This window comes from Chromobacterium violaceum ATCC 12472 (genome assembly GCF_000007705.1).
GTDB classification, from domain to species: domain Bacteria; phylum Pseudomonadota; class Gammaproteobacteria; order Burkholderiales; family Chromobacteriaceae; genus Chromobacterium; species Chromobacterium violaceum.
Genome location: NC_005085.1, coordinates 1,880,291 through 1,902,491 on the forward strand (window position 1 = coordinate 1,880,291; position 22,201 = coordinate 1,902,491).

12 protein-coding genes and 1 CRISPR repeat array (1 of these 13 only partly in view) are annotated in these 22,201 nt (G+C 61.1%); of the genes, 11 read left to right on the top strand and 1 reads right to left on the bottom strand.

All coding sequences use genetic code 11. From position 1 onward, the window contains the following. Nucleotides 1-49 precede the first annotated feature (49 nt). Nucleotides 50-6,325: an Ig-like domain-containing protein gene (locus CV_RS08515; RefSeq protein WP_043595875.1), complete on the top strand. Its 6,276-nt coding sequence runs from the start codon at nt 50-52 to the stop codon at nt 6,323-6,325. A 158-nt stretch (nt 6,326-6,483) separates the two neighbouring features. Here the strand turns inward: CV_RS08515 and CV_RS08520 are convergent, their stop codons facing one another. Further along, nucleotides 6,484-8,760: a YgiQ family radical SAM protein gene (locus CV_RS08520; protein WP_011135290.1), complete on the bottom strand. Its 2,277-nt coding sequence runs from the start codon at nt 8,758-8,760 to the stop codon at nt 6,484-6,486. 259 nt (nt 8,761-9,019) lie between these two features. On the opposite strand from CV_RS08520, the gene CV_RS08525 reads away from it, so the two are divergent. The 10 genes from CV_RS08525 (at nt 9,020) to CV_RS08570 (ending at nt 20,464) form a co-directional block, all read left to right on the top strand. Beyond that, a complete protein-coding gene (locus CV_RS08525) occupies nt 9,020-9,871 on the top strand; it encodes a Kdo hydroxylase family protein (RefSeq protein ID WP_011135291.1) in 852 nt (283 codons plus the stop codon). Between the two features lie 142 nt (nt 9,872-10,013). Next, nucleotides 10,014-10,724 carry a GNAT family N-acetyltransferase gene (locus CV_RS08530; protein ID WP_011135292.1) on the top strand — a complete coding sequence of 237 codons (711 nt, stop codon included), beginning with the start codon at nt 10,014-10,016 and terminating at the stop codon, nt 10,722-10,724. A gap of 17 nt (nt 10,725-10,741) precedes the next feature. Continuing rightward, a complete protein-coding gene (locus tag CV_RS08535) occupies nt 10,742-11,320 on the top strand; it encodes a class I SAM-dependent methyltransferase (protein WP_115610219.1) in 579 nt (192 codons plus the stop codon). Nucleotides 11,321-11,420: 100 nt separating this feature from the next. Beyond that, a complete protein-coding gene (locus CV_RS08540; RefSeq protein WP_011135294.1) occupies nt 11,421-13,103 on the top strand; it encodes a glutamine--tRNA ligase/YqeY domain fusion protein in 1,683 nt (560 codons plus the stop codon). Between the two features lie 97 nt (nt 13,104-13,200). Beyond that, entirely contained in the window at nt 13,201-14,847 is a 1,647-nt protein-coding gene (ushA, locus tag CV_RS08545; protein WP_011135295.1) for a bifunctional UDP-sugar hydrolase/5'-nucleotidase UshA, read from the top strand. 199 nt (nt 14,848-15,046) lie between these two features. Then, nucleotides 15,047-15,391, top strand: a complete 345-nt coding sequence (locus CV_RS08550; protein WP_011135296.1) for a fucose-binding lectin II — start codon at nt 15,047-15,049, stop codon at nt 15,389-15,391. A gap of 230 nt (nt 15,392-15,621) precedes the next feature. Continuing rightward, nucleotides 15,622-16,839 carry a 6-phosphofructokinase gene (locus tag CV_RS08555; protein ID WP_011135297.1) on the top strand — a complete coding sequence of 406 codons (1,218 nt, stop codon included), beginning with the start codon at nt 15,622-15,624 and terminating at the stop codon, nt 16,837-16,839. Between the two features lie 153 nt (nt 16,840-16,992). Continuing rightward, a complete protein-coding gene (gene cysS, locus CV_RS08560) occupies nt 16,993-18,366 on the top strand; it encodes a cysteine--tRNA ligase (RefSeq protein ID WP_043597661.1) in 1,374 nt (457 codons plus the stop codon). Between the two features lie 108 nt (nt 18,367-18,474). Then, nucleotides 18,475-18,690, top strand: a complete 216-nt coding sequence (gene rpmE, locus CV_RS08565; RefSeq protein WP_011135299.1) for a 50S ribosomal protein L31 — start codon at nt 18,475-18,477, stop codon at nt 18,688-18,690. Nucleotides 18,691-18,805: 115 nt separating this feature from the next. After that, nucleotides 18,806-20,464, top strand: a complete 1,659-nt coding sequence (locus CV_RS08570) for an ArnT family glycosyltransferase (RefSeq protein ID WP_011135300.1) — start codon at nt 18,806-18,808, stop codon at nt 20,462-20,464. A gap of 223 nt (nt 20,465-20,687) precedes the next feature. Next, a CRISPR array of direct repeats spans nt 20,688-22,201; the repeat unit is 28 nt; unit sequence TTTCTAAGCTGCCTATCCGGCAGTGAAC; it runs 79 nt beyond the window's last position.

Consider the following 22,201-nt stretch of genomic DNA (forward strand, 5'->3'; position numbering starts at 1 on the left):
TCGCCCTTTATTTTCGTGATGAATATTAATTGTTTAGGGGTTTTCTGGCATGGCTATAAAAAAATCGGCACCGGCTCGCAGCGTTTCTGGTGTTATCGAAACGAAGGATAATATTGTTGCGACGCAGCTTGTTGAAAAGCCGGTAGGCAAAAAAGAAACGCAAGCTAAGAAGAAAATACTGGTAGCGGAAGCGGATGCCATCATCAAGTCTGATGCGGAGGCGAAAGGCATGGCTGCCGAAGAGCACGTTGTTTCGGGTGCTCAAAATGAGGTGGTGGCTCAAGCCGATGCATCTTCCGCTTCCTCGGTAGTCAGCAATGCTGGACAAGTTGATCCGTCGGCTTCTGCATCACATGAGGTCGTCGCAGGCAAAACCGGTTATTCGCCGTGGCTGCTCGGCACGGCGTTGGTGGGCGGTCTGGCTGCGGCAGCAGGCGGTGGTGGGGGCGGTGGAGGCAGTAGCGGTAGCAGCAGCAACGGAGGCAATGGGGGAGGTCCAGCGCCGCAGCCGACGGCTCAGTTTAAAGGCACCGTTATCGACGGCTACATCAAGGGTGCCGATGTCTTCCTGGTGGATAGGAATGGCAAGGAAATCGCTACTGGGCAAAAAACTGATGACAAGGGTAATTTCAGCATCAACAACCCTAATGGTTTGGCAGTCAAGATCACCGGCGGAGTAAACGTTGATACCGGCGCGGCTAATACCTTGGAGTTGTATGCCCCGGCAGGCCAGTCCGGCAAGGTGATGGTTACACCATTGACCACGTTGGTGCACAAGTTAGTCACCGCGCACGGCATGTCGAACGCGGATGCGAAAGCCCAGGTGCAGAAGGCATTGAGCTTGAAGGGCGATGCGGATTTGCTGACCCAAGATCCTATTGAGGCCAAGAATCTTGAAGCGCACAAGGCCGCGGTCAAGGTGGCGATTGTCATTGCAGGTATTGGCGCGGGCTCCGCGGCTACGGACAAGGTGTTGGCCGATTTGGTGGCGTCGATCAAATCGAATTCGTTGCAAGATCTGAACCAGACGTTGAAGACTTTGGTTGAGCAGCATGTGGGCAGCGAGAAATCTGCGACTGTTGAGTTGCAGATGAAAGCTATTGATGCGGCTGCGGACTTTCAGAAAATCTCCGAATCCCAAAAAGTGATCGCCGGAGATACCACTCCGCCCGAAAAAGCGCATATCGACGTTACAACTCTGGTTGGGGCCGAGGCGGCGAAATCTCCGCTGACGTTGAAAGTTAAGGCGGCGAGTGATGCCGAGACCGTAGTAGTCAAATTCAATGGCCAGGTACTGGTTGCGGATGGCAAGGGCGCTTATAGCATTGATGCCAGCAAGCTGGACGATGGCGATTACAAGGTGGAGGTGATCAGTGCCGACAAGGCCGGCAATGCTTCCATTAGCAGCCAGACGATCACTATCGATACAACTGCTCCGGTAGTGGAAATTCAGGCGCTGGGCGGCCAGGCTGGTTTCAGCAAGGGCTTCACGGTAAATGCGGGCGCGGTCGTCACTGGCGTGGATTTGGCCAAGTTCGACAAGACCAGCAAGGACGGCATCGATACTTATATCGCCAAGGCGGGGGCATTCAAGGGCGATGAAGCGCTGAAGCTGGATGCAAGCCTGATTGATGCAGCTGGCAATGAAGGCAAGGCTGGCCTGGAGCTGAAGATCGACACCATTGCGCCGGCTGTGCCGACGATCGCGCTGAAGGTCGACAGCGGCACCGTGGGCGACAAGATCACCAACGACGCCACGCTGGAGATCAGCCCGGCAACGGATGGTGTGGGTCGCGTGTTCAAGGTGGATGGCGTTCAGACAAGCGGCTACGACGCGGGCAAGCTGGCGGAAGGCAAGCATACGGTGGAAGTGATCGACACCGATGCGGCCGGCAACAGCGTATCGAGCGGCGAGTTTGTTTTTGACTTGGCCAAGACTGCGCCGGTTGTCGCGCTGAAGACGATAACAGGCGAGGGTGGCTTCAGCCATGGCTTTACGGTAAATGCCGGCGCGGTCGTCACCGGTGTGGATTTGGCCAAGTTCGACAAGACCAGCAAGGACGGCATCGATACTTATATCGCCAAGGCGGGGGCATTCAAGGGCGATGAAGCGCTGAAGCTGGATGCAAGCCTGATTGATGGCGCTGGCAATGAAGGCAAGGCTGGCCTGGAGCTGAAGATCGACACCATTGCGCCGGCCGTGCCGACGATCGCGCTGAAAGTCGACAGCGGCTCCGTGGGCGACAAGATCACCAACGACGCCACGCTGGAGATCAGCCCGGCAGCGGATGGTGTGGGTCGCGTGTACAAGGTGGATGGCGTTCAGACAAGCGGCTACGACGCGGGCAAGTTGGCGGATGGCAAGCATACGGTGGAAGTGATCGACACCGATGCGGCCGGCAACAGCGTATCGAGCGGCGAGTTTGTTTTTGACCTGGCCAAGACTGCGCCGGTTGTCGCGCTGAAGGCGATAACAGGCGAGGGTGGTTTTAGCCATGGCTTCACGGTAAATACGGACGCGGTCGTCACCGGTGTGGATTTGGCCAAGTTTGACAAGACCAGCAAGGACGGCATCGATACTTATATCGCCAAGGCGGGGGCATTCAAGGGCGATGAAGCGCTGAAGCTGGATGCAAGCCTGATTGATGCAGCTGGCAATGAAGGCAAGGCTGGCCTGGAGCTGAAGATCGACACCATTGTGCCTGCGCAACCGACAGTCGCGCTGAAGGTGGATAGTGGCATTGCTGGCGACCGGTTGACCAACGAAGCCACGTTGGACATTAGCTCTGCAGCCGATGGTGTGAGCCGCGTGATCAAGGTGGATGGTGTCAAGGTGGATGGCTACTACGGGGGCGAGCTGACGGAGGGTAAGCACACTGTTGAGGTGGTCGACACCGACGTGGCCGGCAACAGCGTATCGAGCGGTGAGTTCGCCTTCGAGCTTGACAGAACTGCCCCAGTGGTAACGCTGGAAACGATATATCGGGAAGCTGGTTTCTACTCGGGCTTTACCGTGACTGCTGGCGCTGTGGTTGCGGGCGTTGATTTGGCAAAGTTTGACAAGACTAGCAAGAATGGCGTCGATACCTATATCGCCAAAGTAGGGGAGTTCAAGGGCGATGAAGTATTGAAGCTAAGCGCGAGTTTGAAGGATGCTGCCGGGAACGAGGGCAAGTCACGGGATGTTGAGCTGAAGATTGATAGCACTGTGCCGGCGCAGCCGACGATCGCACTGAAGGTGGATAGCGGCATTGCTGGCGATCAGTTGACCAATGATGCTACGTTGAACATCAGTGAGACAGCAGCGGGCGTGACGCGTGTGATCAAGCTGGATGGATTTAAACTGGATTACTATAACCCGAACCATATGGATCATTATGATCCAAGCAAGCTGACTGACGGTTTGCATAAGGTGGAGGTAATCGATACCAATGCGGTGGGTAATAGCATATCTAGTGGCGAGTTCTCGTTCGTGCTTGATAAAACACCTCCGAAATGGCCGTTGTTGAAGCTGGTTGAGGATACGGGAACTAAGGGCGATAACATTACTCGCAATGGCGAATACACGGTTTCTGCTGAGGACGGTGTTCGTGTCGAGTATAAAGTGTATGGCGATGCTGAATGGCATGCTAATAAGCCTGTGGCCGTAGAGGGGCGCAATTATACTAATATTATTATGGCGCGTGCGGTTGATAAGGCGGGTAATGTTTCAGACGAAACTGAGCTTAAATTTACCTTGGTAACCACTCCGCCACCTAAGCCATCTTTGCTTATCGATGTGTCTAATAACATAGTTGATGATCCTTTGTTGACCAATAAGAATTTGCATGGCATTTCTAGTGCTTATTGGGCAGAGTATAGTGTTGACGGTAAGCGTTGGACGCATTTGGAGCAGAATGCTGGTGCATCTTATCTTGGAAGTGCGGAAGGGGTGAATCATTTCTATGCTCGCGCTACTGATGAAGCTGGAAATGTGTCGGAAATTGGAGAATATACCTTTACGAAAGATACTATTCCTCCTGCTCCTGCAGAAATTAATATCGATCCTTTGATAAATGGAGATCGGGCAAAGAGTCCCTTTTCTTTCACGGTTAAGAATCCAGATGATGTTGTTAAGACGCTAGTTTCATTCTCGGGTATGGGGTTTGGTGATTTTGCAGCTAATTCTGATGTGAATGGAAGTTATGTCATAGATCCCAAAGGTCTAATAAATGGAGTTTATAAGATACAAGTTTTGAGCTACGATAAGGCAGGTAATAAGACCGTATCTTATAAAGACTTCACACTGGATACAATAACGCCTCATATTTTCTTGGTTCATGATACTGGGCGTAGTGCAGTGGATGGAATTACTTCGGATGGCTATTTTGATGTGACTGCCATGCCCGAACTTGGTGCGACATTCTCTTATAGCTCGGATGGCGGTTTGACATGGTCCCAATACAAGCCAGATGCAGTAGAAGGTTTGAATGTCATCAAGGTGATTGCAAGGCCTGAGGCGGGGGGGGCTTCATCTGCCGCAGAGTTGCGTTTCATTCTAGATACTCATGCCCCGGATGTGCCGACTATTGCGTTGAAGGTGGACAGTGGGATCGTGGGAGATAAGATTACTAACGATGCCGCGCTGGAGTTTAGCAAGCTTGAGGATGGCGCAACGCGTGTGATTAAGCTGGATCATGTCAAGGTAGATGGTTATGATCCCGGCAAGTTGGGAGAAGGCAAACACACTATTGAAGTGATTGATACCGACGCGGCTGGCAACAGCGCATCGAGCGGCGAATTTACTTTCGAGTTGGACAAGCCCGCGCCTCTGCTGGATATCCGAGCGCTGTACCTTGACGGGCAGGTGGATTACAGCAAGGGCTTTTCGGTAACGACGGGCGCGACGGTGACTGGCGTGAATCTGGCTAAGTTTGATAAGAGCAGCCACGACGGTCTCGATTTCTACATTGCCAAAAATAATGCATTTAATGGCGAGATTTTATTGGCTAATGCCAGCCTGACGGATGCCGCAGGAAACGAGAGTAAGGCGTTTCAGCGATTCAAGGTGGATACTACTCCGCCGGATGTGCGTGTGACTCCTTTAAACCCACATAACGGTTTTTCTGATGGGTTTATCGTGCCAGCTGGGGCGGAAGTCTCTGGTGTGGATTTGAAAGATTTTTATAAGACTACAGAGATGGATTCCCCAGACTATTACGGGGGGGCGGATGTTTATAGGCCGTCGACGATAAAGTTTAATGATGAGATGGTGACGGTCGTCGCGCGCCTAAAGGATCAGGTTGGCAATGTTGGTCAAGCTGAATTGACGATCAAAATAGATAACGTCCCTCCGACTTTGGAGCTGCGCGCGATTCCCCATAAAGGCAGTTATAGCAGCGGCTTCACCGTGACCAAGGATGCGGAGGTGGATGGGCCGCTGGATAAGTTTGACAAAACGGTGGACAGTACGGGCCAGCTATATATCTACACTGCCAAGGCTGGGGCGTTTGATGGCGAGTCTCCGATTATTAGTGCCAGCCTGAAGGATGCGGCCGGCAACGTGGCCAAGGCGACTATCCAGCCTAAGATAGATACTACAGCGCCGCACACGTCAGGAATATATAGTGTTGGCGGGCGTGCCATTGCTCATGGATTTGGCGTAGACGCTGGGGCGGAGGTGATTGGGGTGGATTTGACGAAGTTTGTCAAGTCGTTTGATGGTGCGAAGCAGTGGGACATTTATACCGCTCGCGATGGGGCGTTTAACGGAGAGCTGGTGGCGGTGAATGTGCGCCAGGTTGATGGGGCTGGAAATGCATCGGATACGACTAGCGGGTCGCTTAGGATTGATACCCAGGCTCCCGATGCCCCAGGCTTCACGTTTGCAGCGGGTAATAGTATCAATTTTGTAGCGGAAGAGCATGCGTCATTGTGGTACAGCGTAGATGGTATTCAGTGGGATGGGGTCAAGCCCCTGATACTGCCCTTCAAGCCTCAATTTGGCAGTTATCTAGCGCATCAGGTTGATGAAGGCGGCAATGTGTCTGCCGCCGTAAAAACCTTCTATTCCACGACGACGCAGGCGGATCAGTTTGATATCCAAAAAGCTGATCCAGCTTCCAAAGTGGTATTAAAATTCAACAAGACCATGGACCATATTCATTTGGAAGGCTTGGCGGTAACGGCGGATACCGATTTGTCGGGCAAGGTCAGTGCGGAGCAGGCTGGCGGGGATGTGAAGCTGACGTTTGCTCAGGACAGCGGTTTTGCCGGCTCTTTGGTGCTGCATAATGTGACGCTGACTCCCGAAGAGTTGCACAAACCTAACGTGCTGTTCGTATAGATCGGTTCTTTTCTGTTTCTCGGACTTAGAATCGGAGAACCCGGCAAGCAAGCTTGCCGGGTTTTTATATGCGCAAAGTGAGCAAGATAAGAAAATGGCGCGCCGCGTTTTCACGCGCCGCGCCATCCGGTTCGAGTGCTGAGTGGCTCCGTGTTGCGTCAGCGGCTGCGGCTGGTCTTGCCGCCGGGTTTGGCCGGCGAGCGGCCAGCCTGCGGCTTGCCAGCACCCGGCCTGCCGCCTTGCCCGCCCTGGCCGCGCGCGCCGACGGCTGCGGCCGGCTTGGCGCGCTGCCCTTGCTGCGGGTGGCGGGCGCCGGGGGATTTGCCGCGGTTCATCGGCGCGCCCATCTTGTGGCGCACTGCGGCGGCCTTGTCGCCCGGCGGCGTCGGCGGAATCAGGCAGTGCTTGCTGTGGCCGATCAGGTCGCTGCGGCCCATCTGGATCAGCGCGTCGTGGATGATCTGCCAGTTGTCCGGATGGTGGTAGCGAAGGAAGGCCTTGTGCAGCTTGCGGCGGTAGCCGTCGCGCACCACGTCCACCTTTTCCGAGCTGCGGCTCAGCCGCTTGAGCGGATTGCGGCGGGTGTGCCACATGGTGGTGGCCATCGCCATCGGCGTCGGGGTGAAGGTCTGCACCTGGTCCAGGCGGAAGTTGTTCTTCTTCAGCCACAGCGCCAGATTCATCATGTCCTCGTCGCTGGTGCCAGGGTGGGCGGCGATGAAGTAGGGGATCAGGTACTGTTCCTTGCCGGCCTGGCGGCTGAAGCGCTCGAACAGTTCCTTGAACTTGTCGTAGGCGCCCATGCCCGGCTTCATCATCTTGGACAGCGGGCCGTCCTCGGTGTGTTCCGGCGCGATCTTCAGATAGCCGCCGACGTGGTGCTGCACCAGCTCCTTGATGTATTCGGGCGAGCGCACGGCCAGGTCGTAGCGCAGGCCGGACTGGATGTTGATCTTCTTCACGCCTGGCAGCGCGCGCGCCTTGCGGTACAGCTGGATCAGGTGGCTGTGGTCGGTGTTGAGGTTCTCGCAGATGTCCGGGAACACGCAGGACAGCTTTCTGCAGGAACGCTCGATCTTCGGGTCCTTGCAGCTGAGCCGGTACATGTTCGCGGTCGGGCCGCCCAGGTCGGAGATGTGGCCGGTGAAGCCCGGGGTCTTGTCGCGGATTTCCTCGATTTCGTGCAGGATGGACTCTTCCGAGCGGCTCTGGATGATGCGGCCTTCGTGCTCGGTGATCGAGCAGAAGGTGCAGCCGCCGAAGCAGCCGCGCATGATGTTGACCGAGTACTTGATCATCTCCCAGGCCGGGATGTGGGCGTCGCCATAGGCCGGGTGCGGGTTGCGGGCGTACGGCAGGCCGTAGACGAAGTCCATTTCCTCGGTGGTCAGCGGAATCGGCGGCGGGGTCAGCCACACGTCGCGCTCGCCGTGCATCTGCACCAGCGCGCGGGCGTTGCCCGGGTTGGATTCCAGATGCAGCGTGCGGCTGGCGTGGGCGTACAGCACCGGATCGTGGGCGACGGCCTCATAGGCCGGGATGCGGATCACGGTCTTCGCGCGTTCGGCGCGGCGCTTGGCCAGCCGTTCCTCGCGCGATTCGATGCGGATCACCTGCGGTTTGGACGGATCGATGCCCTTGGTGGCCTCGGCCGCCTGCTCCGGGATTTCCTGATACGGATTCAGGTGCGGATCGACGCGGCCGGGAATGTCCACCACGCTGGAGTCCATCTCCTGCCATTCCTCGTCCGGGCGCCAGCCGTGCGGCACGATGAAGGCAGTGCCGCGGATGTCGCGCATCTCGGACAGTTTTTCGCCCTTGGCGGCGCGGTGGGCGATTTCCACCAGCGCGCGCTCGGCGTTGCCGTACAGCAGGATGTCGGCCTTGGAGGTGATCAGCACCGACTGGCGCACCTTGTCGCTCCAGTAGTCGTAATGAGCGATGCGGCGCAGGCTGGCCTCGATCGAGCCTATCATCACGCCTATGCCGGGGTAGGCCTCGCGGCAGCGCTGGGCGTAGACGGTGACCGCGCGGTCCGGCCGCTTGTTAGGCTCGGCGTTCGGCGTGTAGGCGTCGTCCGAGCGCGGCCTGCGGTCCGCCGTGTAGCGGTTGATCATCGAGTCCATATTGCCGGCGGTGACGCCGAAGAACAGGTTCGGCTTGCCCAGTTCGCGGAAGGCGTCCGCGCTGTGCCAGTCCGGCTGGGCGATGATGCCGACGCGAAAGCCCTGCGCCTCCAGCAAGCGGCCCACCAGCGCCATGCCGAAGCTCGGATGGTCGATATAGCAGTCCCCGGTGACCAGGATGATGTCACAGGAGTCCCAGCCCAGCTCGTCCATCTCGGCGCGGGTCATCGGCAGGAACGGGGCGGTGCCGAAGCGGCTGGCCCAGTACTTGCGGTAGGAATCGATTGGTTTGGCTTGCGGAGTAGTCATGCGTTCACGTCGAATTCAGGCAGCCGGCTATTATGCCGCATTTTGGCAAAAAAATCAGCATAAACAATTGTTTATTCCGGCCAATCGCCCGCATGGCGATAGGGGCTTTCCAGCGGGGGATTCTCCAGCCGAATCAAGGCGCTGGCCGGCCCGTCCCAGCGAAGGGTGCCCGCGCCGCGGCTTTGGGTGTACCCTTGCCGGCTTGTGAGGCGCGGCCACGCGGCGCCGCGGCGATATATTGTCGGGTAGGAGACCAATCATGGTGGAACGCATTGTCGGCGTGAAAGAAGGGGACAAGGGCCTGGTGAGCAGGCTGGAGGCGGGCGCGGTGCTGCATGTGCCGGATTTCGGCTTTACGCTCAGCGCCGCCGAGCAGGCGCTGCTGAACCCGGCCATCGCCGATCCCAAGCGCAAGAACATCAGCCTGGAACCGAACAACGGCGCGCTGCATGGCGTGCTGGGCGGCGACGATGCCCAGCGGGCGGTGAGGGCGTTGATTTCCCGCTACCAGCACGCCGCGGCCGATCTGTTGGCCCGGGTGCTGCCGGAATACCAGGGCAAGACGCGCGCCGCCCCGACTAGCCTGCGTCTGGTTCGGGTGGAGGATCGCAAGACCTCGTGGCGCAAGGACGACAGCCGCCTGCACGTGGACGCCTTTCCATCCCGCCCCACCTACGGCGAACGCATCCTGCGCGTGTTCTGCAACATCAATCCGGCGGGCGAGCCGCGGGTGTGGCGCGTCGGCGAACCGTTCGAGGACATGGCCAGGAAGATGCTGCCGCGCGTGCCCGTGCAATGGCCCGGCTCGGCAGCGCTGCTGGCGGCGCTGAAGATCACCAAGCGCAAGCGCAGCGGCTACGACCACATCATGCTGCACCTGCATGACGCGATGAAGGCGGACCTGGAGTATCAGAAAAATTGCCCGCAGGAGACGGTGCCGTTCGCGCCCGGCGGCGCCTGGATCTGCTTCTCCGACCACGCGTCGCACGCGGTGATGTCCGGCCAGTTCATGCTGGAGCAGACGCTGTGGCTGCCGTTGGAGAAGATGGATGATCCGGCCAAGTCGCCGCTGCGGCAGCTGGAGCGCTTGACGGGCAGAACGCTGGCCTGAGTGCGTCACCTGTCCATAAGGATAGGTAAAACAGATTGCTATTCTGTAGCAGAATCAATATGTCCTTGCGATCCGGCGGCGCGTTTTCGCGTGCCGGACGTCTTGTTTCCCACCTTGAACCATAAGAAACGGCCGCACGAGCATGCATTCCCCGCAGATATCCCCGCCCATCGCTCCCTCAACCCCGCTCTTGGCCGGATGGCGTTCCGCCGGCAAGGCGCCGGAAGCCGCCATCCGCGGCGAAGCCGTGTCCCTGCAGCCGCTGGATGCGCCGCGCCACGGCGCCGCGCTGTTCAGGCTGTTTGCCGGCGATGATTCGCACTGGGAGCATCTGCCGTATGGCCCCTTCGAGGATGAGGACGCTTTCATCACCTGGCTGGCGCTGACGGTGGCGCAGTCGGACACCGCGCTGTACGTCGTTTGCGCCAAGGATTCAGACCAGGCGCTCGGTTTCCTGGGTTATCGGCAGATGGTTCAGGCTCATGGGGCGATCGAAATCGGCCACGTCAACTTTTCGCCGGCGCTGCGCCGCACCCGTTTGGCCACCGAGGCGGTGTTCCTGTTGCTGAAAACCGCGTTCGAGCTGGGCTACCGGCGTTGCGAATGGCGCTGCGACTCGCGCAACGCCGCTTCGGCCGCCGCGGCGCGACGCTTTGGCTTCCAGTTCGAGGGCACCCTGCGGCAGGCGATGGTGGTCAAGCGCCGCAATCGGGATACGCATGTGTTTTCCATGCTGGATGGCGAATGGGACGCGCTGAAGCCGGCTTATGCCGCCTATCTGGCAAACGGCAATTTCAGCGCCGATGGCAAGCAGCGCCGCCCGCTGGCCGATTTCCTGGGCGAGACGCGGTGAGCCGGCCTGAGCCGCCCGTGAGCCGGGATCCCTGGCTGGAGCGCTGGCTGCCCTTGTTGCGGGAGGCGGGCGGACAAGGGCCGGTGCTGGAGATAGGGTGCGGAGAGGGGGAAGATTCGCGGGCGCTGGCGGAGGCGGGGGTGCGGCTGATCGCTTTCGACCTGTCGGCCGACGCGGTGGCCGCGGCATCGGCCCGCGCGCCCGGCGCCAGATTCGTTTGCCAGGATGTCAGGCAAGCCTTTCCCCTGGGTGGCGAGAGGGCCGGCGCGGTAGTGGCCAGCCTGTCCCTGCATTACTTCCCTTGGGATGAAACAGTGGAGATCGTGGAGCGCATCCGCGACTGCCTGCCGCCCGGCGGCAAGCTGTTGTGCCGGCTGAACGCGACTGACGACCACCATTACGGCGCCAGCGGCCATCCTGAGATCGCGCCCGATTTTTATCTGGTCGATGGCGAGCCCAAGCGCTTTTTCGACGAGCGGTCGGCGCGCGCGCTGTTCGCCGACGGCTGGCGCATTCTGTCGCTGGAGCATCGCGTCAGCGGCAAGTACGCGCTGCCCAAGGCTTTGTGGGAGGCCGCGCTGGAAAAGACCGGTTGAAGCGGCTTGGTCGGTGCGCGCGGCGAATCCGGTCATTGGCGAAAATGCTGGAAAAATCGGTTACAATGCCCGATTCGCTATCCATACCCACAGCCAGAACATGAGCACGGAAAACAACGCGCCGGTTGTCAACAACTTCATTCGCAGCATCATCGACGAGGATTTGGCCACCGGCCGCCGCAGCTCGGTGGTGACCCGCTTCCCGCCCGAGCCGAACGGCTTCGCCCACATCGGCCACGCCAAGGCGATCTGCATCAACTTCGGCCTGGCCGAGGACTACAACGGCCAGTGCAATCTGCGCATGGACGACACCAATCCGGAAAAGGAATCGGACGAGTTCGTCGAGGCGTTCAAGCAGGACATCTCCTGGCTGGGCTTCAAGTGGAACGGCGAGGTGCGCTACGCATCCGACTACTTCGACCGCCTGTACGACTACGCGGTGGAGTTGATCCAGGCCGGCAAGGCCTACGTGGACGACCTGTCCGCCGAGGAAATGCGCCAGTACCGCGGCAATCTGACCGAGCCGGGCAAGAACAGCCCCTACCGCGACCGCACGCCGGAAGAGAACCTGGACCTGTTCACCCGCATGAAGAACGGCGAGTTCCCGGATGGCAGCAAGACGCTGCGCCTGAAGATCGATATGGCTTCCGGCAACATCAATCTGCGCGATCCGGCCATCTACCGTATCCGCCGCGTGCATCACCATCGCACTGGGGACAAGTGGTGCATCTACCCGATGTACGACTACACCCACTGCATCTCCGACGCGATCGAGGGCATCACCCATTCGCTGTGCTCGCTGGAGTTCGAGGACCACCGCCCGCTGTACGACTGGGTGCTGGACAACATCAGCATCGAGCACCATCCGCAGCAGATCGAATTCTCGCGCCTGGAACTGCTGTACGCGCTGACCTCCAAACGCAAGCTGCAGGCGCTGGTCAACGACGGCGCCGTCACCGGCTGGGACGATCCGCGCATGCCCACCATCGCCGGCATGCGCCGCCGCGGCTACAGCCCGGCCGGCATCAAGCTGTTCGCCCAGCGCATCGGCGTGTCGAAGAGCGAAAACATCATCGACATGGCCATCCTGGAAGGCGCGGTGCGCGAGACGCTGGAAAACGATTCGCCGCGCGTGATGGCCGTGGTCAATCCGCTGAAAGTGACGCTGACCAACTACGACGCCGCCGTCACCGCCAGCCGCAGCGCGCCGTTCCACCCGCACCATCCGGAATTCGGCGAGCGCGACGTGCCGATCGCCCGCGAGATCTGGATCGAGCGCGACGACTTCGCCGAAACGCCGCCGCCGAAGTGGCAGCGCCTGACCGCCGGCGGCGAAGTGCGCCTGCGCTACTCGTACGTGATCAAGTGCGACGAGGTGGTGAAGGACGCCGCCGACGAGATCGTCGAGCTGAAGTGCTCGATCGACCACGACACGCTGGGCAAGAACCCGGAAGGCCGCAAGGTCAAGGGCGTGATCCACTGGGTGTCGGCCGAGCATGCGATCCAGGCCGACGTGCGCTGGTACGAGCGCCTGTTCACCGAGCAGCGTCCGGACGCGGTGCGCGGCGAGGACGGCGAATACGTCGATTTCCGCCAGTTCCTGAACCCGGAGTCGCTGAAACTGGTGCCGGCCTATGTCGAGGCCTCGGTGCTGCAGGCGGAGCCGGAGTCGCGTTTCCAGTTCGAGCGTCTGGGCTACTTCGTCACCGACCGCTACGAGCACCGGAAGGGCGACAAGGCGGTGTTCAACCGCACCGTCGGGCTGAAAGACAGCTGGAAGTAAATCACCGCAGCACTGCCGGATGGCGAGCCCCAGGGTTCGCCATTTTTGCATGCGGAAGCCGTTTCCGCGCGCGAGGCCCGGCCTACCAGGAGAAAAAATGCGCACCGAGCTCAAATCCATCGCCGTATCCCTGCTGGCCGCCGGCCTGCTGTCCGCCTGCGCCACCCCGCCGGGCAAGGGCAATTACGAAAGCGGCAAGACCTACAAGATCACCATCCTGCACACCAACGACCACCACGGCCGCTTCTGGCCGAACAGCGACGGCGAGTACGGCCTCGCCGCGCAGAAGACGGTGGTGGACGCGGTGCGCGCCGAGGTGAAGGCCGACGGCGGCTACATGCTGCTGCTGTCCGGCGGGGACATCAACACCGGGGTGCCGGAATCCGATCTGCAGAATGCCGAGCCGGACTTCCGCGGCATGGACCGCATCGGCTACGACGCGATGGCGGTCGGCAACCACGAGTTCGACAAGCCGGTGCCGGTGCTGATGCAGCAGCGCAAGTGGATCAACTTCCCGATGCTGTCCGCCAACATCTACCAGGACGGCAAACGGATGTTCGATCCTTACGCCATGTTCAACCTGGGCGGCGTCAAGGTGGCGGTGATGGGCCTGACCACCGACGATACCGCCAAGATGGTGAATCCGGCGCAGATCAAGGGCATCGAATTCAAAAGCCCGATCGCCGAGGCCGCCGCGCTGGTGCCGGAGTTGCGCCAGAAGGCCGACATTGTCATCGCCGCCACCCATATGGGCCATTACGCCGACGGCAATCACGGCGTCAACGCGCCGGGCGACGTGGAGATGGCGCGCGCGGTGAAGGGGCTGGACCTGATCGTCGGCGGCCATAGCCAGAATCCGGTGTGCATGAAGGCTGAGAACGTCCGCGACGACGCCTACGTGCCGGGCGCGCCTTGCGCGCCGGACCGCCAGAACGGCGCCTGGATCGTGCAGGCGCACGAGTGGGGCAAGTACGTCGGCCGCGCCGATTTCGAGTTCCGCAACGGCAAGCTCAAGCTGGTCAAATACCAGCTGATTCCGGTCAATCTGAAAAAGACGGTGAAGACCGCCGACGGCAAGACCGAGAAAGTGCCGTACACCGAGCTGATTCCAGAGGACGGCAAGCTGCGCAGCTTCCTCAAGGCCTACCAGGACAAGGGCCAGGCGGAGCTGGGCGTCAAAGTGGGCGAGCTGTCGGCCAAGCTGGAGGGCGACCGTTCCGTGGTGCGCGGCCAGCCCACCAATCTGGGCGTGTTCGTCGGCGAGGCGATGATGGCCAGGACCCAGGCCGACTTCGCGGTGATCAACTCCGGCGGCATCCGCGACTCGCTGCCGGCCGGCGTGGTCAGCTACAAGGACGTGCTCAAGGTGTTCCCGTTCGGCAGCACCTTGGCCTACGTCGACATGAGCGGGGCCGAGGCGCTGGATTACCTGAAGGCCGCGGCGCGGATGACGCCGGGCGCGGGCGCCTTCGCCCAGTTCGCCGGCGTGAAGCTGCGCATCGTCGGCGGCGAGCTGCAGCGGGCGGAGGCGGGCGGCAAGGCCATCGTGCCGACCGGTCGCTACCGGGTGGCGATCAATAGCTTCATGGCCTCCGGCGGCGATGGTTACCCGAAAATGGTCGACCATCCGGGCTATGTGAATACCGGCTTCGTCGACGCCGAAGTGCTCAAGGATTACGTGGCCAGGCATTCGCCTATCCAGGCCGCTCGTTACGCGCCGGCCGACGCGGTGGTGCGCCAGTAGGCGCCGAGTCGGCCGCGGTGTTTGCACGCGGCGCGGAACTAGCCCTTAGTACTGGTGTGGGGTTCCGGAGGGTGGTCTAGCCTGACTGGGCCGGACGCGGCTTCGTTCGCGGACGGCGCAGCTGCCCCGCCGCGCCGTCGGCGCCGCTTGAGAGCGGCGGTTTCGGCATGCGGGGCTCACTCTTGGCAAAGGAGTTACCATGGCTCAGCAAGGCGTGTTCACGCTTCCCGCCCGCATCAATTTCGGCGTCACCGTTCTGGTCAATTCCGCGGCGACTCAGCATGTCGAAATCTTTGTCGATAATGAGCCGCGCGCCGCTTTCAGCGGCGTAGGCACCGGCGACAACAATCTGGGCACCAAGGTCATCAACTCTGGTTCCGGCAATGTTCGGGTGCAGATTACTGCCAACGGCAGGCAGTCCGACCTGGTATCCAGCCAGCTTGTCCTGGCCAACAAGCTGAATCTGGCCGTGGTTGGTTCCGAGGATGGTACCGACATGGACTACAACGACTCCATCGTCATCCTGAACTGGCCGCTGGGCTGATCCGGCGCGCAAGCGCAGCCCCGCCATGGCGGCGGGGCTTTTCTTTTGTCCCTCCGTGTAGCGCCGACGCTACTTTTCTTGCGGTTTGCCGCCGGTCAAGGAAGCGTTTTTTGCCGCGGCTCTGCGGCTTGAGGCTGTTCTCGGGCCAGTGGTATGGTGGTGGCGTTAGCAGCGTAGGCGTGCTGTCGGCCTTTGCGCTGCCCAGATTGTCCACTTTTCAGGTTGCGATCATGACCAAGCCAAGAGCCGTATATCTGCAATCCGGCGGACCCACCGCCGTTCTGAACGCTTCCGCCCAGGGCGCGATTGAAACCGCGCGTCGCCTCGGCCTTTCCTTGTACGCCGCTTACGATGGCCTGGCGGGATTGCTGGATGGCCGCCTGTGCGATACCGACGGCGTGTCCGACACCGCCATCGCCCAGCTGGCCTTCATGCCCGGCGGCAGCTTCGGCGTCAGCCGCCGCATGATAGGCACGTTCGAGGAAGCGCCGGAAGACTGGCTGCGGCTGCGCGACGTGCTGGCCAAGCACGACATCCACTACCTGCTGATCAACGGCGGCAACGGTTCGCTGGGCTGCGCCGAGCGCCTGGTCGATTTCGAAAAGCACACCGGCTACAAGCTGGGCGTGATCGGCATCCCCAAGACCATAGACAACGACCTGGTCGGCACCGACAACAGCCCCGGCTACGGCTCCTCCGCCAAATTCCTGGCCAGCGCGATGCGCGAGGTCGGCCTGGACATGACCAGTATGGGCTGGGGCCGGGTGTTCATCATGGAAACCATGGGCCGCCACACCGGCTGGCTGGCGGCCGCCTGCGCCGCCGCCTCCCGCAATCCGCACGAAGCGCCGCATTTGCTGCTGTTGCCCGAGGTGCCGTTCGACCAGGCGCGCTTCCTGGCGGCGCTGGACGCCAGCCTGGCGAAGTACGGCCAGTGCGCGATCGCGGTGGCCGAAGGCATCACCGGCCAGGACGGCCGCTTCGTCGCCGAGGCCAAGAAGTCCGAAACCTACGGCCACGAGCAACTGGGCGGCGCCGGCCACTGGCTGGCCCAGCTGATCCTGCGCGAGCGCGGCATCTCCGCCCACGTGGCGCAGGTGGACTATCTGCAGCGCGCCGGCGGCCACCTGGCTTCCGCCACCGACGTCCGCCAGGCCTACGTGATGGGCGAGAGGGCGGTGGAGTGGCTGCTGGCCGGCAAGACCGGCCTGATGGCCGGCATCAGGCGGCTGAACGACCATCCTTACTGCTGGGACGTGGCCGAAGTGCCGCTGTCGGCGGTGGGCGACAAGGAGAAGCGGCTGCCGCCGGAGTTCATCGGCGCCGACGGCTTCAGCGTCACCCAGGCTTTCCTGGACTACGTGAAGCCGTTGATAGAGGGCGAGCGCATCCCGCCGTTCAAGGACGGCTTGCCGGACTACCGCCCGATCGCCTGGCCGCGGGTCTGAGCGGGATCGAACGGCGAAGCGGCCGCCGCGTCGAGAGGCGCGGCGGCCGTTTGCGCATTTCAGCGCGTAATGTCGCGGCTCGAATGACAGAAGCCGGCGCCGCTCTGTTACAATCTCTTTCCTTTGAATCATCAACCATAGGTTTTTTTGATCATGCTGAGCCTGTACAACACACTGACCCGCCAGAAGGAAGCGTTCAAACCCATCGAACCCGGCAAAGTGAGCATGTACGTCTGTGGCATGACCGTTTACGACCTCTGTCACATCGGCCACGCGCGCATGCTGGCTGCTTTCGACGTGATCTACCGCTGGCTGAAGGCCTCCGGCTACGATGTGAACTACGTGCGCAACATCACCGACATCGAAGACAAGATCATCAAGCGCGCGCTGGAGCGCGGCATCACGCCGGAGCAACTGGTGGAGGAAACCATCGCCGACATGCGCCAGGACGCCGCGGCGCTGGGCCTGCTGCCGCCGACGCACGAGCCGCGCGCCACCCACCACGTGGGCGGCATGGTCGCGATGATCGAACAGCTGATCGCCAACGGCAAGGCCTATCCGGCCGCCAACGGCGACGTCTACTACGCGGTGCGCGAATTCGAGGGCTACGGCAAGCTGTCCGGCCGCACGCTGGACAAGCTGCGCGCCGGCGAGCGCGTGGAAGTGGATCCGAACAAGCGCGACCCGCTGGACTTCGTGCTGTGGAAGGCCGCCAAGCCGGGCGAGCCGTCCTGGGACAGCCCGTGGGGCAAGGGCCGTCCGGGCTGGCACATCGAGTGCTCGGTGATGAGCTGCCACCATCTGGGCGAGCATTTCGACATCCACGGCGGCGGCGAGGACCTGCAGTTCCCGCACCATGAAAACGAGATCGCCCAGTCCGAGGGCGCGCACGGCCACCAGTACGTCAACTACTGGCTGCACAACGGCTTCATCAATGTCGACGGCGAGAAGATGTCCAAGAGCCTGGGCAATTTCTTCACCATCCGCGACGTGCTGCAGCATTTTGACGGCGAGGTGATCCGCTTCTTCATCGTGCGCAGCCACTACCGCAGCCCGGTCAACTACACCGACAGCATCCTCAACGACGCCAAGCATGGCCTGACCCGGCTGTACACCGCGCTGCGCGGCATCGAGCTGCCGACGTCCGATGGCATCGACTGGAACCACGCCTACGCCGCCCGTTTCAAGGCGGCGATGGACGACGACTTCGGCACTTCCGAAGCGGTGGCGGTGCTGTTCGAGCTGGCCGGCGAAGTGAACAAGAGCCGCGACCCGCAGCTGGCCCGCCTGCTGAAGGACCTGGGCGGTGTGCTGGGCCTGCTCACGCGCGATCCGGAAGTTTTCCTGCAAGGCGGCGTGGGCGAGGGCGAGCTGTCGGCCGAGCAGGTGGAGGCGCTGATCCAGGCGCGCAAGGACGCGCGCGCCGCCAAGGACTGGGCCGAATCCGACCGCATCCGCGACGAGCTCACCGCCAAGGGCATCGTGCTGGAGGATGGCGCCGGCGGCACCATCTGGCGCCGCGCCTGATCCCGGTTTAGCCGCCAGCGCTTGTCAACGGCGGTCAAACGGCGGATAATGCCATGTTTCGCAAGCAGTACAGGCAAAACCCCTGTACCCGATTTGAAAGGTAGAGAGATGAAAAACGATATTCACCCGAACTACAAAGAACTGTCCGTGACCTGCTCCTGCGGTCAACAGTTCGTGACCAAGTCCACCATGGGCAAAGACGCTTTCTCGATCGAAGTGTGCTCCAGCTGCCACCCGTTCTACACTGGCAAGCAGAAGATCGTGGACACCGCCGGTCGCGTGGACAAGTTCAACCAGAAGTTCGGCAGCTTCTTCAAGCGCTAAGCGCGTTGCCGTATCTGGACCCCGAAAAAGGCAGCCTGCGGCTGCCTTTTTTCATTCCTGCGCAGCATGCGTGGGATAATCATCAGATCCTTCGGAACAACAAGGTGGCAAACGGATGCTGACTTATTCCGCTCAGGCCAGCTCGCTGGCCAAGCCGACCGAAAAACCCTGGATGCTGTTGCTGCTGTGCTTCATCTGGCTGTGGCCCGGCATTCTGGGGCACGATCCCTGGAAACCGGACGAACCCTTCGTGCTGGCTGTCGCGCAAGGCATGCTGGACAGCGGTAATTGGCTGCTGCCCACGCTCAACGGCGCGCCGTATCTCGAAAATCCCCCCTTGTACTACTGGCTGGCGGCCGGCTGCATCAAGCTGTTCTCGTCCTGGCTGCTGCCCGCGCACGACGCGGCCCGGCTGGCGACGCCCTTGTTGATGTCGCTGTCGCTGCTGCTGGCCGGCATGGCGGGCCGCGACCTGATAGGCCGCCGCCACGGCCGCAGCGTGGTGATGATACTGATAGGCTGCATCGGCCTGGTGGAGTCGGGCCACCAGCTGACGCCCAGCGTCGCCAGCTTCGCCGGCCTCACCGCCGCGTTCTACGCGCTGTCGCTGGCGCTGCGCTCGCCAGGGCTCGCCGGCGCGGTATTGGGCGCGGCCAGCGTGGCCATCTTCCTGGGCGGCAGCCTGCTGGACCTGGCGCTGATCTGGCTGGTGGCGCTGATGCTGCCCGCCTTCAGCGGCTGGCGGCGGAAGAACTACGCGATCACGCTGCTGCTGGGGCTGCTGCTGGCGCTGCCCGCCATCCTGGTATGGCCGATGCTGCTGCAGCGTCTGTATCCGGCGGTGTACGCCGAGTGGTGGGGCGGCTACGCGCTGGGGCAGACCAGCGGCTTCCATCATATCCGCCTGTTCCATGACTTCGGCTATTACAGCCTGAACGTGCTGTGGTTCGCTTTTCCGGCCTGGCCGCTCGCCTTGTGGACGCTGTACCGCCACCGGCTGCCGCAGTCGCCCAAGCTGCAGCTGCCGCTGCTGTTCGCGCTGATGAACGCGGTGCTGCTGACGTTGTCGGACCGCACCAACATCACCGACGCGATGCCGCTGCTGCTGCCGCTGGCCGTGCTGGGCGCGGTGGAGCTGGACAATCTGCGGCGCGGCGCCGCAGCCTTCCTCAACTGGTTCGCGCTGATGACCTTCGGCCTGTTCGGCCTGCTGGTGTGGCTGGGCTGGGCGGCGATGAACTATGGCTGGCCAGAGGGCTTGGCCGGGCGCGCGCAGTACTTCAGCCCCTTCTACCAGCCGCATGTCTCCTGGCTGCAGGCTGCAGGCGGCCTGATTGCCACCCTGGTGTGGCTGTGGGCGCTGACCCGGCCCCATCTGCGCGGCCGCCAGGCGATCACCAACTGGGCGGCCGGGCTGACGCTGCTGTGGGGGCTGGGCATGACCTTGTGGCTGCCGTGGTTCGACGCCGCCAAGAGTTACCGCCCGGTGGTGAACAGCATGCTGCGCAAGCTGCCTGCCACGGCCACCTGCATCGCGACGGAAAACCGCAACAGCCTGGCCATGATCAGCTGGCGCTACTACGCCGGCATCGACCTGCTGTCCTTCCCATCCGGGGAGACGCCGCCGTGCGATTACTGGCTGGTGGTGCGCAGCAGCGAGGAGGGCGTGGCCGAGCCAGGCTGGCAGGTGCTGTGGACCGGCAACCGCCCGCGCGAGCAGAACATGACCTTCGCGCTGCTGCAGCGGCTGCCGCAGGCGAAAGCGCCCAAGTAAGGGCGGCCGGCTGCGAAGAAGCCGTTCCGGGTCAATGCCGGGACGGCTTTTTTCATGGCGGACAGCCGCCGGAGGACACATCCCCGGCATGCCGCCGCATGCCTCCCACCAGCGCGCTGAACACCGCCTTGCAGGCGGGATTGTGCCGTAGGTCCTCGTGCATGGTGATCCAGGTGTCCAGGCGCAGCGCGTAATGCTCCGGAATGACGGACGTGCGTACTACTTTCTAAGCTGCCTATCCGGCAGTGAACATGCCGAAGTTCACAGCCCCTTGGCATTGGATTTTCTAAGCTGCCTATCCGGCAGTGAACCGATTTACAGTAGACCGGTGGACCTGGAGGTGTTTCTAAGCTGCCTATCCGGCAGTGAACCTCACGCTCCTTGGGCGTCACCCATAATTTCATTTTCTAAGCTGCCTATCCGGCAGTGAACGGCCAGAAATGGCCTGTTTCCATTTTGGAGATTTTCTAAGCTGCCTATCCGGCAGTGAACGCGCAGCAAACAACGGGACCAATTACGGCGGTTTTCTAAGCTGCCTATCCGGCAGTGAACGCTGCAGCGCTTGCTGCCGCGCGGCCGAGTGTTTTCTAAGCTGCCTATCCGGCAGTGAACCTGACGCTTGGATGGCTTACCTGCGACCTGTATTTCTAAGCTGCCTATCCGGCAGTGAACGTCATCGACCGTGCATTGCCTGTGATGGTTCCGTTTCTAAGCTGCCTATCCGGCAGTGAACTGGGGCTTTCGAGTGGGTTTTGCTCTCCAGGTTTTCTAAGCTGCCTATCCGGCAGTGAACAGATTGATTGTTTTGCTGCCGGTATTGGCATTTTTCTAAGCTGCCTATCCGGCAGTGAACTCTGGGTTCATGAAATGGCCAGGTTTCAGGTATTTCTAAGCTGCCTATCCGGCAGTGAACGTTTTCGAGCGAGAGCGAGCGCGGGCTGACCTTTTCTAAGCTGCCTATCCGGCAGTGAACTCGGTGTGACGTCTATATGGGTGTCTGGGTGTTTTCTAAGCTGCCTATCCGGCAGTGAACCCGTAGTAGTTGGGTTTGCCCAGCGCGCTGGATTTCTAAGCTGCCTATCCGGCAGTGAACTGCTGTGATCGACACCGAACTCACCTGGGCGATTTCTAAGCTGCCTATCCGGCAGTGAACATTCAACAGCCGCAGCAGGGTTGAATTGCGCATTTCTAAGCTGCCTATCCGGCAGTGAACGAGTCAGCATTACGCTCAATGGCGGTTCGGGCTTTCTAAGCTGCCTATCCGGCAGTGAACTTGAACATCACGTATGCGTGGCGTCTTGGACATTTCTAAGCTGCCTATCCGGCAGTGAACGCGAAGGGGCGCGTCACGGCAGGGCGGCAGATTTTCTAAGCTGCCTATCCGGCAGTGAACTGAAACCGATGCCGCCTTGAGGATGCGGTGCTTTTCTAAGCTGCCTATCCGGCAGTGAACGGGTTTGCCAGCTACGGCGATCCGGACGGATGTTTCTAAGCTGCCTATCCGGCAGTGAACCGATGCCGGACACCGTCGTGACGCCCCCGGTCTTTCTAAGCTGCCTATCCGGCAGTGAACCCGTCGCGTTGGCGATGCTCTGCACCGATGACTTTTCTAAGCTGCCTATCCGGCAGTGAACCCGGCCAGCGCGAACACCGCGCCCCAGCAGTATTTCTAAGCTGCCTATCCGGCAGTGAACCTCCTACCTGATCCAGGCGACCTACCAAGATCATTTCTAAGCT